Source organism: Pseudomonas sp. RL_5y_Pfl2_69, from assembly GCF_963970465.1.
Lineage (GTDB): Bacteria > Pseudomonadota > Gammaproteobacteria > Pseudomonadales > Pseudomonadaceae > Aquipseudomonas.
Map to the genome: position 1 here is coordinate 156,430 of NZ_CAXAOU010000010.1, position 17,352 is coordinate 173,781.

Here is a 17,352-nt window from a genome sequence, read left to right on the forward strand (position 1 = left end):
GAACCGATGGAGCAAATCAAAGAGCTCGAGAGTGCCCGTTTGCACTTGCGCCCCTGGCGAGACACAGACTTGCCCGAGTTCGCTGCCATGTGTGCTGACCCCCAGGTGATGCGCTATTTTCCGGCGCCCTTGAGCCGCCTCGAAAGCGCAGCGCTGATTGGGCGGATTCGCGGCCACTTTGCCGAATACGGCTACGGGTTGTGGGCGCTGGAGCGCAAGGACACGGGGGCCTTTATCGGTTTTACCGGGCTGATGAATGTCTCTTTTGACGCCTCGTTCGCCCCGGCCGTCGAAATCGGCTGGCGCCTGGCGCCCGAGCATTGGGGCCTGGGCTACGCCAGTGAGGCGGCATGGGCGGCATTGCGCTGTGCCTTCGATCGATTGGCGCTGGATCAGGTCGTGTCGTTTACCAGCCAGGTGAACCTGGCCTCCCAGAAAGTCATGCAGGCCATTGGCATGCAGCACGATCCCGACGCTGACTTTGAACATCCACGGCTGCTTGAAGGTGACGTGTTAAAGCCCCACGTGCTGTACCGCATTTCGCGGGCGCAGTGGTTGCAAACCCTGCACGGTTAAGCAGGTGCAGTAGAGCGGCGAAAGCCGGAATTTTTGACCGACGTAACGAAGATTGCGACGGTATTGCTCTGTGTGAGGAGAATCTGAATGAGCCAAGTGTTGGATGATCTGGTCAATTTGCTGACCCTGGAACCGATCGAAGAGAACCTCTTTCGCGGCAGCAGCCAGGACTTGGGATTTCGCCAGCTGTTCGGTGGTCAGGTACTCGGTCAATCACTGTCAGCCATGAGCCAGACGGTTGAAGACGCCCGCCATGTGCACTCGATGCATGGCTATTTTCTGCGCCCGGGCGATGCAAGCTTGCCCGTGGTGTATCAGGTTGACCGGGTGCGTGACGGCGGTAGCTTCAGTACGCGCCGGGTGACCGCCATTCAAAAGGGCCAGCCGATCTTTACCAGCAGCGCTTCGTTTCAATACGACGAGGGCGGTTTTGAACATCAGATCCCTATGCCTGATGTTGTAGGACCTGAGAACCTGCCTTCGGAGCTCGACATGATTCGCCAGCGCGCGGATCTGATTCCTGAGTCTATGCGTGAAAAACTGCTGTGCGCCAAGCCCATCGAGTTTCGTCCGGTGGTGGGCGAAGACCCGTTCAACCCCAAGGTCAGTGACCCGATCAAGTACGTATGGTTTCGCGCCGACGGCACATTGCCCGACACGCCTGCGCTGCATAAATACCTGCTGGCCTACGCCTCGGACTTTGGCTTGCTGACCACCTCCTTGCTGCCCCACGGCAAAGGCGTGTGGCAAAAGGATATGCAGGTCGCCAGTCTTGATCACGCACTGTGGTTTCACGCTGACCTGCGCGCCGATGACTGGTTGCTCTATGCAATGGACAGCCCGTGGGCCGGCAATTCTCGCGGATTCTCCCGTGGCAGCGTCTACAACCGCGCAGGCCAACTGGTCGCGTCGGTCACGCAGGAAGGTTTGATTCGCCACCGCAAGGACTGGGCATGACACTCAAGGACGTCAAACACTGGGTCTTCGACATGGACGGCACCCTGACCGTCGCCGTGCATGATTTTGCCGTGATTCGTCGGGAGCTGGAGATCCCCGTGGGTGAAGACATCCTGACCCACCTCAACGGCTTGCCCGCCGAGGTGGCGGCGGCCAAGCACGCCTGGTTGCTGGAGCACGAACGCGAACTGGCGCTGGCCTCAACGCCTGCGCCGGGGGCGGTCGAACTGGTGCGCGATCTGGTTGCCCAGGGATGTCGTCTGGGTGTACTGACCCGTAACGCTCAGGAACTGGCACATATCACGCTCAAGGCCATTGGCCTGGACCAGTGCTTTGCGCCACAGGATGTGTTGGGCCGTGACAACGCGGCACACAAACCTGACCCCGATGGCCTCCTACAGCTGGCGCGGGCGTGGGACATATCCCCGGCTAAGATGGTGATGGTGGGGGATTATCACTTTGACCTGGCTTGTGGTCGCGCTGCCGGCAGCAAAACCGTACTGGTCAACGTCCCCGAAAACCCGTGGCCCGAACTGACTGACTGGCACGCCAAAGACTGCTTCGAGTTGCGCCAGTTGCTCGACTGACAGGACGCTGTGGGAGCGGGCTTGCCCGGCTCCCACAGCGTTGCTCGCTAAAGCCGTGCAGCCGAAAACGTATCGCACTGATTGATATTGCCTTGCGCAAAACCGGTCTTGAACCACTTCACCCGTTGCGCCGATGTGCCGTGGGTAAAGGAGTCGGGCACTACACGGCCCTGGCCTTGTTGCTGCAAGCGATCATCGCCAATGGCGTTTGCGGCATTCAAGGCCGATTCAATGTCACCGGGTTCCAGCCAGTTCAGGCGTTTTTGCGCATGATTGGCCCACACCCCTGCCAGGCAGTCGGCTTGCAACTCCTGACGCACCAGCAGGCCGCCATCGCCTTCCATGCGTTTACCTTGCTGGCGAGCCATCTGCATTTTCGACGAGACACCCAGCAGGGTCTGCACGTGATGGCCCACCTCGTGAGCGATCACATACGCCTGGGCAAAATCACCCCCGGCCTTGAAGCGTTGCGTCATTTCCTGGAAGAAACTCATGTCCAGATAGACCTTCTGGTCGGCCGGGCAATAAAACGGCCCGCTGGCTGCCGTTGCAAAGCCGCAGGCCGAATTGACCTGGCCGCGAAACAGCACCAGGGTCGGGTTTTTATAGGTGCGACCGGCCTGCTGAAAAATCTGACGCCAGGTGTCTTCCGTATCGCCCAGCACTGCGCGTACAAAATCGGCCTGTTCATCATTGGCCGCAGGCGCACGCCCGGCCTGCTGAGTGACCTGGGGCGAGGACTGCCCGGTGAACTCACCGCTTAACTGTCCGAGTATCTGCATGGGGTCCTGCCCGGTTAACAGACCGAAGCCGACAATCAGCACCACGGCCATCAGGCTCAGTCCCTTGCCGCCGCCAATCCGCATGCCGCCACCGCCACCGGTGCCTTGATCGCGCACGTCTTCGACGTTATCGCTGCGTCGGCCTTTTTTCCAAAGCATGGGGGTAATCCTCTGATGAATCGTAGTCACAAGTGTTGTTGCTGAGTCGGGGCAGCGCCAGCCCGGCTGTCAGACGCTTACTGAGCGGTGAGAGAGTATGGCATTTGAGAGTTGGGGGTTGCAGGTGAGGACTACAGAACGTATCTGCTTTTTGTGGGGCGGGGCTGACTGACGAGGGAAGAGGCGGGTCGTAGTGTGTGTTGCTCCATTTCGCACGCTTTATCGAGGTTTCAGTGAGCTCGAGCCCTTTAGATACATCGGAACAGACTCCAGTCGTTGATTTCGCCCATGTGGTGCAATTGATTAAAAACGCCCAACAAAATGCAGCGGTTGCAGTGAATACACAGCTCATCGGGCTCTACTGGCAAGTGGGGGCTTTTATCAATCAAAAGTTGGCGCGGGCTGAATGGGGTGACTCTGTAGTCGATCAATTGGCCGAACACATCGCAGCTACCCAGCCTGGGCTGCGGGGGTTTACCCGCCGAAATCTGTTTCGCATGCGTCAGTTTTACGAGGTCTATAAAAAGGATGAAAACTTTGTGTCAGCGCTGCTGACACAAATGCCATGGACTCACCATTTGATGCTGCTGAGCCAATGTAAATCATTGCAGGAGCGAGAGTTTTACATGCGCAACGCGATTGCTCAAAAGTGGTCGAGTCGTGAGTTGAACCGTCAATTGGAGAGCGCATTGTTTGAACGGATGGTGACTCGTCCAGCCAAACTTTCCCCAGCTTTACAGGCGCGTGTCGCAGGTGTGGCGGATGTATTCAAAGACGCTTATTGCATTGAGTTTCTTCAGCTCCCTAAAGGCCACAGTGAGTCTGGGTTGCATCAAGGCTTGCTTGGGCGGTTAAGGGAGTTCTTGACTGAGTTGGGCCATGATTTCTGCTTTGTGGGCTCGGAGTATCCGCTGCAGGTAGGGTGCCGGGACTTTGCAGTTGATCTGCTTTTGTTTCATCGTGGCTTGAATTCTCTTGTAGCGATTGAGCTGAAGGTGGGGCGCTTTGAACCCGAACATCTGGGCAAACTCAACTTTTATCTCGAGGCCTTGGACCGCGACCACCGCAAGTCGCACGAAAATCCGGCCATCGGTGTTTTACTGTGTGCCAGCAAGGAAGATGAAGTGGTTGAATACGCACTGAACCGTTCACTATCGCCCGCTTTGATCGCTGAGTATCAGACCAGGCTGCCGGACAAGAAAATACTGCAAGCCAAGTTGCACGAGTTTTATCTGCAAAACGTCCCCGTTGATGACGCGTAACCCCGCCCCGGAGTTGTTAGCCCTGTGAACATTGATACCCGCATCAAGTACCGCCACCTTGTGTGCTTTCTGGAAATGGCGCGCCAGGGCAGTTTGGCGCGGGCAGCCGATGTGCTGGCGGTCAGCCAGCCAGCCATGTCCAAAACCCTCAAGGAGCTTGAGGCGCTGCTGACGGTCAGCCTGTTTGTTCGCAGCAAAAGCGGGATCACCCTGACCGAAGCCGGCGTGGCGTTCCTGCGGTATGCGACGCCCTCAGTGCAGGCATTGCGCGAGGGCGTCAATGCCCTGCGCGGCGGTGAGTATGTAGGCGGCACGGTGCGGCTGGGGGTCTTGTCGACGGTCGAAAGCCTGCTGATACCCGAACTGGTGCAGCGTCTGCATGCACGGCATTCATCGCTGGTGGTCAGCGTTGTCACCGGGCCAAGCGCCTATCTGTTATCGCAGTTAAGGGTAGGCGATGTCGATCTGGTCGTAGGGCGCATGACCGACAGCCCGGAAATTCAGGGTATGAATTTTGAACATCTCTACAGCGAATCCATGACCCTGGTAGCCCGCGCGGGTCATCCCCTGACCCAGGGCCCGCTGGACCGTACCCTGCTTGAAAACTATCCGCTGGTTTTGCCGCTGGCCAACACCACCATTCGCGCCTTTGCCGACAGCCTGTTTGTACAGTGCGGCATCAGCCAGTCCCGCCAGCGTCTGGAAACCCTGTCGATTACTCTGAGCCGGCGTTATGTGCTGCGCAACGATGCGGTGTGGATTGCACCGCTGGACGCCGTGCGTCTGGATCTGGCCAGTGGCGAACTCCAGGAAATCGACCTGGGCCAGCGCGAGCCGGGCGGTTCGATCGGTATTTGCAGTAACGCCCATGTACCGATGTCGGTGGCGGCACAGGGCTGTGTGGAGGTCTTGCGCGAATTGGGGCAGGCCTACGGTGAAGGTATTTATCCATAACCAAATGGTTATGTTTGGAGCTGGCCTTTTCAGTAGTCCTGCCACCCCTGTTGTTTGAAACTGGCGCCTGGCCTTTATAAAAACAACAGGAGATCGACATGTCTGATGCAGACAGCCGGCGCTTTATCATCCGTGACCGCAACTGGCACCCCAAAGCCCTGACCCCCGATTACAAGACATCCATTGCCCGTTCCCCGCGCCAGGCGCTGGTGAGCATCCCGCAATCGGTCAGTGAAACCAGCGGGCCTGACTTTTCCCATCTGAAGTTCGGCAAGTTCGACAACGACCTGCTGCTTAATTTCAACAATGGTGGTTTGCCGATAGGTGAGCGGATCATCCTGGCGGGGCGCGTGCGCGATCAGTACGGCAAGCCGATTCCTCATACCCTGGTTGAAATCTGGCAGGCCAACGCAGGCGGCCGGTATCGCCACAAAAACGACCGTTACCTGGCGCCGCTGGACCCAAACTTTGGCGGCGTGGGCCGCACCCTGACCGATAGCGAAGGGTATTACAGTTTTCGCACCGTCAAACCGGGGCCCTATCCTTGGCGCAACGGACCAAACGACTGGCGCCCGGCGCATATCCACGTCTCCATCAGTGGCCCGGCAATTGCCACGCGGCTGATTACCCAGCTGTATTTCGAAGGTGATCCGATGATCCCCATGTGCCCGATCGTCAAATCGATTACCAACGCCGATGCCGTGCAAAGCCTGATCGCCCGGTTGGACATGGGTGCGGCCAATCCGATGGATTGTCTGGCGTATCGTTTTGACATCGTGCTGCGCGGTCAGCGCCAGACTCACTTCGAAAACTGCTGAGGAGCTCCGTCATGCCTATCGAACTGCTACCCGAAACCCCATCGCAAACGGCTGGCCCCTACGTGCATATCGGCCTGGCTCTGGCTGCGGCCGGCAACCCGTCGCGACCTGAAGAAATCTGGAGCGAGATGGCCAAGCCCGGTGCTGCGGGCGAGCCTATCGTGCTGTTTGGCAACGTCTATGACGGCAATGGCCATCTGGTGCGCGACTCCTTTCTGGAGCTGTGGCAGGCCAACCATGAAGGGGTCTATGACGAAGCGTTTGACTCGGAAAAAGCGTTCAACAGCTTTGGTCGTACCGCCACCACCTTCGATGCGGGTGAGTGGACGCTGAACACCATCAAGCCGGGGGTGGTGAACAACGCAGGCGGTGTGCCGATGGCGCCGCATATCAACGTGTCGCTGTTTGCCCGTGGCATCAACATCCATTTGCAAACTCGCCTGTACTTCAGCGACGAGCCCGAGGCGAATGCCAAGTGCCCGGTGCTCAACCTGATCGAGCAGCCGCAACGGCGCGAAACCTTGATCGCCCATCGTTGCGAACTCAATGGCAAAACAGCCTACAAGTTTGATATCCGCATTCAGGGCGAAGGGGAGACGGTGTTCTTCGACTTTTAAGCGCACCCTGCCTCTTGTGGGAGCGGGCTTGCTCGCGATTGAGCCACCTCGCTCGTTCTGACAGACCGCGGTGATGCTATCGCGAGCAAGCCCGCTCCCACAGCACACGTTGTCCTACCTCGGCTGCAATCGCCAGCCCAATACGTCGAGCAGGTCGCAGCCATCGCGCAGCAATAGCGTCGCGGTCATGGCCAGATGCTTGAGGTCTACCGAGTCCGCGTTTTGCACCTCGCGTCTGGAGAAGGTTTCCATCAGTTGAGTCACCGCCAGAACGCGGGCGGCGGCGTTGGCGTGCAACACGTCGAGGGGGGCGTTGCGGTCGATCAGCAAGGCGGGGGAAAGGCAGTCGATGGCGGTGAGGGGGATATAGGGTGAGTTGTTCATGGTTAACGCTCCTGATTGCTGGCAATGACCACCGTTCTTTCGTCGCCAAACGAAAAGGGTGGCCGCTGTGCGCGGGTTGGCGAACCGGAAGAATCAGGAAAACCCGGCAGACCCGAAGATCTCCCACGCACAGCTGCCATTAAGCATTGCGAGCAAAATACACGCTTAGCTCAATACAACAACCATTACGTATCCGATTCCATTACCAGATCGCCAAACCCGGTCGCCATTTTGGCGAGCGCTGACTATAGGCATCGTGTCGCGGCCCCAGCAATTGGCAAGCCTGTGGGAAACATAGGTAAAACCCGTGATCCTGTAGTCGCTGCCGAGGAACGAAGGCTGCGATGAGTACCTCAGCCTCGTGCGCGCCGCTGCTGCCATGCCGCCGCCAGCCCGCTGATGCAGATAATCGCAATGCCGATGCGGCTGGCCAGGTCAGGCGTGTGGTCAAAAAGCAACCAGCCCAACACCCCTGAAAACACAATCTGGCAGTAGCTGAACGGCGCCAGCAATGCGGGCGCTGCCACACGAAAAGATTGGGTCAGCAGCAAATGCGCGGTCATGCCCAGGCTGCCCAGCGCCAGCATTTGCAAACCGTGGATCAGAGTCGGCGTTTGCCAGAAAAACGGCACCAGCGCACTCATCACCAGCACATTGAACAGCCCGGCAAAAAAGTTGCTGGTGGTGGGGCTGTCGTACGCACTGAGTTTGCGCGTGAGGATCTGATAGCAGCTGAAACACAGCGCTGCCGTCATGGGCAATAACACCGCAGGCGTAAACAACTCGCCTCCCGGGTGAATGATGATCACCACCCCGATAAACCCGCACACCACGGCCATCCATTGCCCGCGAGTCACTGTCTCGCCCAGTAATGGCCCGGACAATGCCGCCACCAGCAGCGGCGCCAGAAAGTTGACCGCCGTATTTTCAGCCAGTGGGATAAACAGCAACCCATAGGTGAAAAAAAGCCCTGAGCCCAGCAGGCAAATAGCCCGCAACACCTGAAGCAAAGGCCGTTTGCTGCGCAGTACACGCAATCCGGACTGGGGCAGAAAGATCCCCGCCATCAATACGGTATGCACCAGGTAACGTGCCCACACCACCATCACCACCGGGTAGAAACCACTGAGGTACTTGGACAGCGCATCGTGACTGGAGAACAGCGCTGTGGCTGTCACAATCAGCAGGATGCCCTTCAGGGGTTGGTTCACCCCCGAGAGGGGTGTGGGTAGTGTCATCGAATACCTCGTTGTTCTATGCGCTAAACCTGTGGGATTTTTCGCGGCGCCATGAAGTACATCCACACTAACGCAATGAAGTACATCGCTGGAATCATGGTGAACAGTAAGGTGTAGTTATTGTTCGTGACGGTCAGCACATAACCCACAAACTGGGTCATGAACATCCCGCCGATGGCGGCGCACATGCCACCAAAGCCGAACACGGTGCCCATCATGTGCTTGGGCGTGTAGTCCATCACCATGCTCCACACGTTGGCCGTCCAGGCCTGGTGCGCACCCAGTGCCAGGGCAATGGCACCCACGGCGACCCACAGTTCGCTGGAGCCTGCGGCCATTACCACGCCGATGATGCTGATCGCGCACAACAGCATCGACACCAGTCGCGCCTTGACCGCCGCCATGCCGCGCTTGATCAGGACCGAAGACAGAATCCCGCCGCCCACACTGCCGAAGTCGGCGGTGATGTAGATGATGATCAGCGGGATGCCCATTTGGGTCACGCTGATGCCCAGGTTGTATTGCTGGTTGAGAAACGGCGGCAGCCAGTACAGGTAGAACCAGAACACGGGAGCCGTCATGGCGTAGGACAAGGCGAATGCCCAGGTGCCGCGCATCTTGAGGATGGTGCCGAAAGAGACGGTGGTTTGCTCAGGCTCTTTCTCTTGCTGGATGTAAGCCAGTTCCTCTTTGCTAACGGTTGGGTGATCTTCAGGGTTGTAGTACTTCAAGCCCCAAAAGATCAGCCAGATACCGCCCAAGGCCGCCATGCACAAAAAGGCTGCCTGCCAGCCCCACACGTGCAGCACCAATGGCAGCATCATGGGGGTGAACATGGCGCCCACGTTGGTACCGGCGTTGAAGATCCCGCTGGCCACGGCCCGCTCGCTGGCCGGGAACCACAGCCGCGTGGTTTTTACGCAGGCCGGGTAATTGGCGGCTTCAGTCAGGCCGAGAATGAAGCGGCAAATCATAAAGCCCACCGCTGACGTGGCCAGGCCATGAGCACCGGTGGCCAGGCTCCAGAGCAACACGGCGCAGAAGAACACGCGCTTGACCCCAACCCGGTCGATCAGGCGGCCTTGCAGCACGAAGCCAATGGCATAGCCCACCTGAAACCAGAAGTTGATGTTGGCGTAGTCCATCGCCGTCCAGCTCATATCTTTGGCCAGGATCGGTTGCATGACGCCCAGGGCGGCGCGGTCGATAAAATTCAGTGTGGTGGCGAAAAACACCAGTGCGAGCATGCCCCAACGGGTTTTGCCAGTCGCCAGGGTGCCGCGAATCTTGTCACCCATTCCTGCGTTTGGAGCGTGGGCAGGGGTAGTGCGTGCAGTCGGAGAAGGGACCATGGATGTTTACCCGTTTCTTGGAATTTTTATGTGGTGTTGCACAACAGTTGACGCAAGAAGTACGGGGTTGATGGTGGCGAGTGGACAAAAAATCGTCAATTCAAGATAGGCCATAATGTTCGATAATCGCACGCAAAACTAACCGGTTGGTACAGATTGGTTGCTCAATAATAGGGCGCCCTTAATAATCAAGCCATTAAGAAATGCCGTCGCCTGCAGGCTGCGCCAATCCTGGGAGTTTTAAATGAAGCGTTCGATCGCCACGGTTTCCTTGAGCGGCACCCTGCCAGAGAAGCTGGACGCCATTGCGGCGGCAGGTTTTGACGGGGTCGAGATCTTTGAGAACGACCTGCTGTATTACGACGGCAGCCCCCGTGAAGTCCGTCAGATGTGCACCGATCTGGGGCTTGAAATCAGCCTGTTCCAGCCGTTTCGTGATTTCGAGGGGTGCCGCCGCGATCGCCTTGCCCGCAACCTTGATCGCGCCGAGCGCAAGTTTGATCTGATGCAGGAACTGGGCACCGACCTGGTGCTGGTGTGCAGTAACGCTTCGCCCGACTCGGTGGGCGATCGCCAGATTCTGCTGGATGACCTGAGCCTGCTCGCCGAACGTGCGGGGGCGCGCAACCTGCGCATTGGTTACGAAGCGCTGGCCTGGGGGCGTCACGTCAATACCTGGCAACAGGTCTGGGATCTGGTGCGCCAGATCGACCATCCGAATCTTGGGGTATTGCTCGACAGCTTCCACACCCTGTCGCTCAAGGGCGATCCAAGCGGCATTGCGCAGATTCCCGGCGACAAGATCTTCTTTGTACAAATGGCTGACGCACCGATTCTGGTCATGGATGTGCTGGAGTGGAGTCGTCATTTCCGTTGTTTCCCAGGGCAGGGCGAGTTTGATCTGCCGGGCTTTTTGGCGCCGATCATACAAAGTGGCTACACAGGCCCTCTGTCGCTGGAAATCTTCAATGACGGTTTTCGGGCTGCTCCGCCGCGGGCCAATGCGGCCGATGGCTTGCGTTCGTTGTTGTACCTCGAAGAGAAGACCCGCGAACGGCTTGTGCAGCAAGCGACCCCGGCCGCCACGCTTGAACCCTTGTTTGCACCGCCTCAAGCCAGTCAGTACGACGGTATCGAGTTCCTCGAATTTGCCGTGGATGAAAGCCAGGGCGCGCAGCTGACTCACTGGCTCGAACGCCTGGGGTTCAGCAAGGCCGGGCAGCACCGTTCAAAGAACGTGAGCTTGCTGCGCCAGGGCGACATCAACCTGATCCTCAACGCTGAACCCTATTCGTTCGCCCATAACTTTTTTGAGGCCCACGGCCCATCGTTGTGCGCCACTGCACTGCGTGTGCAGGACAGCAGCAGCGCCCTGGCCCGTGCCGTGGCCTACAAGGGGCAGCCCTATCGCGGGCTGGTCGGCCCCAATGAGCTGGAGCTGGCGGCGGTGCGCGCACCGGATGGCAGCCTGATTTATCTGGTGGACAAAGACGCTGCCGGCAAGCCGCTGTATGAGTCGGACTTCACTATCACGCCAACTCCGTCAGCCCAGGGCGGGCTCAAGCGCATCGACCACATGGCAATGGCTTTGCCCGCCGACAGCCTCGACAGCTGGGTACTGTTCTATAAAAGCCTTCTGGATTTCGAGGCTGATGATGAAGTGGTGCTGCCGGACCCTTATGGGCTGGTCAAGAGCCGGGCATTGCGCAGTCGATGCAGCTCGATTCGTTTGCCGTTGAATATTTCAGAGAACAGAAACACCGCCATCTCACATGCCCTGTCGAGTTATCGTGGCTCAGGTGTGCATCACATTGCCTTTGAATGTGACGACCTGTTTGCTGAAGTCAGCCGTGCCAAGGCTGCGGGCGTGCCGCTGTTGGATATCCCGCTCAACTACTACGACGACCTGGCCGCGCGGTTTGATTTTGATGATGAGTTCTTGAGCGAACTGGCCTATTTCAACGTGCTGTACGACCGGGATGCCCAAGGCGGCGAGTTGTTTCATGTGTATACGGAAGCCTTTGAGGGGCGTTTCTTCTTCGAGCTTCTGCAGCGCAAAAATGGCTATGCCGGGTACGGTGCTGCAAACGTAGCGGTGCGTCTGGCCGCCATGGCCAAGTCGCGCAGTGGCGCGGCGCGTCAGGCAAAACTGTAGGGCGACTTCCTTCATTGAGCAGGGCGCCCCATAATCGCGGGCATTCCAATATGGCCGTGAACCTTACATGACCGACATTCCAGAACTCGACACCGGCGCCACGGCACCGGTCGTCGAACCGCGCAAGAGCCGTAAGAACAACCCTGAGAAGACGCGGGAAAATATCCTGCAAGAAGCCATTGTCGAGTTCGTGGAACAAGGGTTGGCGGGCGCGCGCGTGGACGCCATCGCAGAGCGTACCAAGACCTCCAAGCGCATGATCTATTACTACTTCACCAGTAAGGAGCAGCTCTACGTCGAGGTGCTGGAGAAGCTCTACGGCGAAATCCGCAGCATCGAAAGTCGCTTGAACCTGGATCAGCTTGAACCGGTAGAAGCCATTCTGCGGCTGGTGGAGTTCACCTTCGACCACCACGACATGAACGCGGATTTTGTACGCATTGTCAGCATCGAAAATATCCACAAGGGTGAGTACATCAAGCGTTCGGATGGCATCAAGGCCATGAACGACACGATTGTGCATGCACTGGAAAACATCCTGCGACGCGGCGTTGAACAAAAGGTATTCCGTGCGGGGCTGAACCCGCTGGATGTTCATTTACTGGTCAGCTCATTCTGTTTTTATCGAGTGTCGAACCGGTACACCCTGGGTGAGATTTTCCAGGTCGACTTTTCCGATCTGCAGGTCAAGCAGCGTCAGCGCGACATGATGTGTGACGCAGTGTTGCGTTATTTACAGGCATGACCGGGCGCCACATTTCTGGAAATGAAATCCAATACCAATTGAAAATCATTCTCGACAAAAAGTAAGATAGCCGCCCCTTTCCTTCATGCTCAGGGAGTCGGTTTGTCGGATATGGATCTCAAAGGCTTGTTCCTCAAGCATGCCGGTACCCTGCGCGGGTATCTGGCGCGCAAGGTGCGAGACCCTCAGCTGGCCGCAGACCTGGTGCAGGAAAGTTTTCTGCGCATGGCCGAGCGTGGGCGCAAGGAGCACATCGACAACACCCCCGGCTATCTGTACCGCATCGCGGGCAACCTGTTGGTCGATCACATTCGCCAGGAAACCCGACGCAAGACCGACTCGGTTGCCCACGAAGCACTGGCCGAAATCGAAGATGAACTGGCAGGGCTGGAGGCCCAGGCGATGGCTGAACAACAGCGCATGGCTCTAAAGCAGGCATTGTCCGAGTTGCCCGAAAGGACTCAGGAAATCTTCCGTCTCAACCGCATCGAGGGCATGACCCATGCTCAAGTTGCGCGCCATCTTGAAATTTCTGACAGCTCAGTGCAAAAGCATCTGTCAAAAGCCTTGGCCTACGTCATGCAGCGCCTACAAGAGCCTGAGAAATAACATTCAAATATGTAGATGAATGGCTTACTGAGTTTTAGCCGGCGAGACGTCACTGCTTATATATAACGAGAAATAGAGATTCACACCTGATGAGCCAAGGCCCCGAACAGCAGATCATTACTGAAGCGGCCGCCGAGTGGGCGGTGCGTCTGCACGCGGGTGCGTTGAGCGAAGACGCCCGGGCGCAACTGGACCTGTGGCTGGCAGCCGATGAGCGCCATGCCCCGGCGTTACGTTTCGCCGAGCAGACCTGGGCGGCGTTGGGGGCGCTGGCGCTGGAGGCCAGGCCTGCCGGGCATCGCCTGTCACCGCCCGCCGCACGCCCCGTGCCGGTGACTCGACGCCGGCGCCCGCTGCGTTGGGTCGGGCGTGCGGCGGTACTGTCGCTGGTGCTGGCGGTCGGCTGGATCAGCGGCCCAACCCTGCTGCTTCAAATGCAGGCGGACTACCGCACGGGTGCAGGCGAAATCCGCACCGTTCAACTCGCCGATGGCAGCTCGGTCGAGCTGGACGCATCCAGTGCAATCAGCATCGACTACGACACCCGCGAGCGGCGGATCAGATTGCTTTCGGGATCGGCCGTGTTTGACGTATCGCCCATGGGCGAAGCCGAAACCCGGCCTTTTGTGGTGCAGAGTGCGGGTGGGCGAACCCGGGCGCTGGGCACGCAATTTGTGGTTGGTCGGGAAAGCAGCGACCAGGCATGGGTCGGGGTGTTGCAGCACAGCGTTGCGGTCAGCCTGTTGACCCCGCCGGTTCAAGGCGCGGCGCAGCAAACCCTGGAAGAAGGCCAAAGCGCCCGCTACAGCGCACAGGAGGGTGTACAAAAACTGCCCGGCTTCGACCTCAACGCGGCCACCAGCTGGCGCCGTGGTGTACTGGTCTTTGACCGCCAGCCATTGGGGCATGTGATCGAACAGCTCAACCGCTATCGCCCCGGCCAGATCATATTGGCCAACCCGGCCCTGGCCAGTCGACAGGTCAGCGGCGTATTCCGCCTCGAAATGCTCGACAGCGCACTGCACACCCTCACCCAGGAGCTGCATGTGCAGCGCGTCGAACTGGCGGGCGTCAGCCTGGTGTATTGAGCCACCACCCATCCTGTGAGCGCTGGCTTGCCGGCGATGCAGGCGGCGCGGTGTGTCAGGCAGACTGCAGTGCGGCTATCGCGAGCAAGCCCGCTCCCACAGGGCCCTCCAGCGCTTTTTGAAAATTAATCGCAAAAACCTTTACTGACTTCACCCCGATGTTACGTCTTGCTATTGAGATTCATTCGCAAAGCAGCTCGTAGCCTGGGGAAAATAAAAATGATGGGTAGTCAGCGCAAAGGGGTGCAGTCCGCAAGCCGGTTAGCCTTTGCTGTTCATGTCGCACTGTTTGCGTCGCTGGCGGTGCAAGCGCCGGTACAGGCCGCTGAAAAAGTCAGCAGCGCCGTGCAACAAGAATTTATCGCCTTCCATATTCCGGCTCAGCCGCTGGACAAGGCCGTGCTGATTTTTGCCGAACAGGCTGGCCTGCAAGTGCTGTTTGACAGCCAGATGCTGCAAGGCCTGAAATCCGTAGCGCTCAATGGCGACTTCGGCGTACAGGAAGGTCTGGCCCGTTTACTGGGTGGCAATCCGGTGGAGTACCGCTTTACCGGCGAACGCCAGGTCACCCTGACCCGCGTCAGCGGCGAACACAATGGCGCACTGGCATTGGGCACTACTTCGGTGACGGCCAGTGAAGGCAATAGTGGGGATTGGGTGTATCAGACGCCATCTTCTGTAGCGGTCATCACTCGCGAGCAAATCAACAAGCGCGCCCCACGCCACGCAGCGGACATGCTCGAAGAAACCACGGGCGTGTACACCGCCGTCAATCAGCGTGATCAAGGCCTGTCGGTCAACATCCGCGGTATTCAGGACTACGGCCGGGTCAACATGAACGTTGACGGCATGCGCCAGAATTTCAACGTTAACGGCCACCAGCAGCGCAACGGCGTGATGTTGATCGACCCGGAAATGGTCTCCAGCGTTGAAATCGATAAAGGCGCCCAGTCCGGCATGGGCGGTGCGGGCGTATTGGGGGGCATTGCCAGCTTTAACACCCTGCAAGCCAGCGAGTTCCTGGAAGACGGCAAAGAGTACGGCGGGCGCATCCGGGCCGGCAGCGGTATCGGTAAATTGGGTAACGGCACCTATTTCAATGGCGGTGGCGTCTTCGCATTTGGCAATGATCTTGGCGATATTTTGGTTGCTTATAGCGAACGCCATTTTGGTGACTACCGTACCGGTCGGCAAAACGCCGATAACCTGGGCGTAAATATTCGCAACAAGAACAAATATCGCGAAGCCTGGACAGACTGGCTGACCAGTGAAGTAGGCGATACCGGCAGCGTGACCCGTTCGCAGATGGTCAAGCTCGGGCTGAACCTGCCCAACGACCAGCGAGCGCAGTTCACTTACCTGGAAACCGACAGCGATAGCGCTGACGCATGGACCAACCTCAATGCGACGCAGGATGGTTACGACTATGTGCGTACCGGTAAAAGCAATATCAATACCGGCAACCTGGCGCTGGATTACAGCTACAACCCGGATAACGAGCTGATCGACTTCAAAAGTAAACTTTATTACGTCAATACGCAGCTTGATCGGCGTAATGCCCCCCACAAAGCGTCGGCTAATAGTGGTAATGCATTTGATGGTTACGAAGATGAGTTTCGCACCAGCACATGGGGTTTTCAGGTAGAAAACACGTCCCGGTTTGACTTCAACAACTACGGGCAACTGAGCTGGAACTATGGCCTGGAAAGCTATCAGGACATTTTGAAATCCAAGAACAATCTGGTGCCGGCCGAGAACGAGAACGATCTGCCCTGGGTCGAGGGGGCAGACCCGGAAGGCAAACGCACCATGGCCAGCCTGTTCAATAACCTGCACTACCAGTACAGCTATTGGCTGGCGCTGGATGCCGGGTTGCGTTATGACCGCTATCGCCTGGAAGGCAAAACGGGCATGAGTTTATGGCAAGCGCCGGTCACTCCAGGGGAGAATGGTGGCGAGGTGATGACCTCGGGGACTTCTGTAAGAAATGTTTATTTCTATGATTCAGATCGTGAAGACGGCAAGTTTTCACCGACGTTTGGTATAGGGATAAAGCCCGGAGTTGACTGGTTGCAGTTCTATGGGCGATGGGGCCAAGGCTGGCGCCCGCCGGCGGTGACTGAGGTGTTTATGACCGGGCGCCCCCATGGGGGGAATGCACCGGAGCGGGTTTACCCCAATCCATACCTGAAAGCTGAGGAAAACCGGGAATGGGAGTTCGGTTTAAATATCTTTAAAGAATCCCTGTTCTTTAATAATGACCGGCTTGGAGTAAAAGTTGCTTATTTTGATAATAACATCAAGAACTTCTCATTTTTACACTATGGTGTCTCTCTTCCAGGGTCGGCGGATGTCGTCGCATCGGGTCGCTCTGCGTATGTGAATAACCAGGCGGAGACCCGGTTTCGCGGCGTTGAATATCAGTTGAATTACGATATGGGACGGTTGTATACCAACCTGAGTTACACGCATATGATTGGCAGTAATGAATTTTGCTCAAGTGGGTACTATATGGGCGGCGCCAAGAAAAGGGGCGAGGTTATTAAGATAATCAGGACGCCCTACACCCGGCCTAATGGCAAGATTGGCTACATCAATACTAGAGTTTCTGAATGGCTCGATGACCCGGACAGAAACAACAAAATCGATTGCGGATCTACTATGGGTAATGCGGCATATATGCCCGCAGATCGAGGGTCTCTAACAGTGGGGGCTCGTTTCCTTGAGCGGCGCCTGGACACGGGGATACGCTTTCGCTACAGCCCTGGTAATGGCGCGGGTCTGAATGAATGGAGTTACTCCGGTATAGAGCAAGCACACTGGCCTAAATACAGCGTGTACGACCTGTATGCAAGTTACTGGCCGACGGACACGTTGAATATTACCTTGTCATTAGAGAACGCTACCGACGAAGCCTACTTTGTGGCCATGGGTGATGCCAATAACTTGAGCATGGCGCGCGGTCGGACATTGAGTGGCATGCTCGAATATAAATTCTAAATAACGGACTGTTTGCTTCGTTATATAAAAGATTGCTCGTTGTGAGCAAAGGCGTGCATCGCTGTGCGC

Annotated in this window: 16 protein-coding genes; 12 read left to right on the forward strand and 4 right to left on the reverse strand. The window is 57.5% G+C overall.

Features of this window, described 5'->3' with window-relative positions; genetic code table 11:
- Positions 1-6 precede the first annotated feature (6 nt).
- From AACY07_RS17705 to AACY07_RS17715, 3 genes are all read left to right on the forward strand, one after another.
- Positions 7-576, forward strand: a complete 570-nt coding sequence (locus AACY07_RS17705) for a GNAT family N-acetyltransferase (RefSeq protein ID WP_133076970.1) — start codon at positions 7-9, stop codon at positions 574-576.
- A gap of 87 nt (positions 577-663) precedes the next feature.
- Positions 664-1,533: an acyl-CoA thioesterase II gene (gene tesB, locus AACY07_RS17710; protein WP_133076969.1), complete on the forward strand. Its 870-nt coding sequence runs from the start codon at positions 664-666 to the stop codon at positions 1,531-1,533.
- Positions 1,530-2,120, forward strand: a complete 591-nt coding sequence (locus tag AACY07_RS17715) for an HAD family hydrolase (protein ID WP_133076968.1) — start codon at positions 1,530-1,532, stop codon at positions 2,118-2,120. The genes tesB and AACY07_RS17715 overlap by 4 nt, the downstream gene beginning before the upstream one ends.
- Positions 2,121-2,167: 47 nt before the next feature.
- Here AACY07_RS17715 and ypfJ read toward each other — a convergent pair whose 3' ends face one another.
- Complete coding sequence (ypfJ, locus tag AACY07_RS17720; RefSeq protein WP_339476464.1) at positions 2,168-3,061, reverse strand: KPN_02809 family neutral zinc metallopeptidase; 894 nt, start codon at positions 3,059-3,061, stop codon at positions 2,168-2,170.
- A gap of 233 nt (positions 3,062-3,294) precedes the next feature.
- Between ypfJ and AACY07_RS17725 the strand changes: the two genes are divergently transcribed.
- From AACY07_RS17725 to pcaG, 4 genes are all read left to right on the forward strand, one after another.
- Positions 3,295-4,323 (forward strand): PDDEXK nuclease domain-containing protein, encoded by a 1,029-nt coding sequence (locus AACY07_RS17725; RefSeq protein WP_339476466.1) that lies wholly within the window; start codon positions 3,295-3,297, stop codon positions 4,321-4,323.
- A 24-nt stretch (positions 4,324-4,347) separates the two neighbouring features.
- Complete coding sequence (gene pcaQ, locus AACY07_RS17730) at positions 4,348-5,277, forward strand: pca operon transcription factor PcaQ (protein ID WP_133076966.1); 930 nt, start codon at positions 4,348-4,350, stop codon at positions 5,275-5,277.
- A 98-nt stretch (positions 5,278-5,375) separates the two neighbouring features.
- A complete protein-coding gene (gene pcaH, locus AACY07_RS17735; RefSeq protein WP_326425221.1) occupies positions 5,376-6,095 on the forward strand; it encodes a protocatechuate 3,4-dioxygenase subunit beta in 720 nt (239 codons plus the stop codon).
- A gap of 11 nt (positions 6,096-6,106) precedes the next feature.
- A complete protein-coding gene (gene pcaG, locus AACY07_RS17740; protein WP_339476471.1) occupies positions 6,107-6,712 on the forward strand; it encodes a protocatechuate 3,4-dioxygenase subunit alpha in 606 nt (201 codons plus the stop codon).
- 114 nt (positions 6,713-6,826) lie between these two features.
- Here pcaG and AACY07_RS17745 read toward each other — a convergent pair whose 3' ends face one another.
- The 3 genes from AACY07_RS17745 to AACY07_RS17755 all read right to left on the reverse strand — a co-directional run bounded on the left by AACY07_RS17745 (position 6,827) and on the right by AACY07_RS17755 (position 9,686).
- The gene (locus tag AACY07_RS17745; protein WP_339476472.1) at positions 6,827-7,096 is read right to left on the reverse strand and encodes a short-chain dehydrogenase; all 270 of its coding nucleotides are present in this window, start codon (positions 7,094-7,096) and stop codon (positions 6,827-6,829) included.
- A 353-nt stretch (positions 7,097-7,449) separates the two neighbouring features.
- The gene (locus AACY07_RS17750) at positions 7,450-8,334 is read right to left on the reverse strand and encodes a DMT family transporter (RefSeq protein ID WP_339476475.1); all 885 of its coding nucleotides are present in this window, start codon (positions 8,332-8,334) and stop codon (positions 7,450-7,452) included.
- Positions 8,335-8,357: 23 nt separating this feature from the next.
- Positions 8,358-9,686: an MFS transporter gene (locus tag AACY07_RS17755; protein WP_339476476.1), complete on the reverse strand. Its 1,329-nt coding sequence runs from the start codon at positions 9,684-9,686 to the stop codon at positions 8,358-8,360.
- A gap of 244 nt (positions 9,687-9,930) precedes the next feature.
- Between AACY07_RS17755 and quiC the strand changes: the two genes are divergently transcribed.
- The 5 genes from quiC (at position 9,931) to AACY07_RS17780 (ending at position 17,283) form a co-directional block, all read left to right on the forward strand.
- The gene (quiC, locus tag AACY07_RS17760; RefSeq protein WP_339476478.1) at positions 9,931-11,841 is read left to right on the forward strand and encodes a 3-dehydroshikimate dehydratase QuiC; all 1,911 of its coding nucleotides are present in this window, start codon (positions 9,931-9,933) and stop codon (positions 11,839-11,841) included.
- Between the two features lie 67 nt (positions 11,842-11,908).
- Entirely contained in the window at positions 11,909-12,586 is a 678-nt protein-coding gene (locus AACY07_RS17765; protein ID WP_339476479.1) for a TetR/AcrR family transcriptional regulator, read from the forward strand.
- 102 nt (positions 12,587-12,688) lie between these two features.
- Complete coding sequence (locus AACY07_RS17770) at positions 12,689-13,195, forward strand: RNA polymerase sigma factor (protein ID WP_046810569.1); 507 nt, start codon at positions 12,689-12,691, stop codon at positions 13,193-13,195.
- Between the two features lie 86 nt (positions 13,196-13,281).
- Positions 13,282-14,283, forward strand: a complete 1,002-nt coding sequence (locus tag AACY07_RS17775; RefSeq protein ID WP_339476528.1) for a FecR family protein — start codon at positions 13,282-13,284, stop codon at positions 14,281-14,283.
- Between the two features lie 219 nt (positions 14,284-14,502).
- Positions 14,503-17,283 carry a TonB-dependent receptor gene (locus tag AACY07_RS17780; RefSeq protein WP_339476480.1) on the forward strand — a complete coding sequence of 927 codons (2,781 nt, stop codon included), beginning with the start codon at positions 14,503-14,505 and terminating at the stop codon, positions 17,281-17,283.
- Positions 17,284-17,352: the final 69 nt, after the last annotated feature.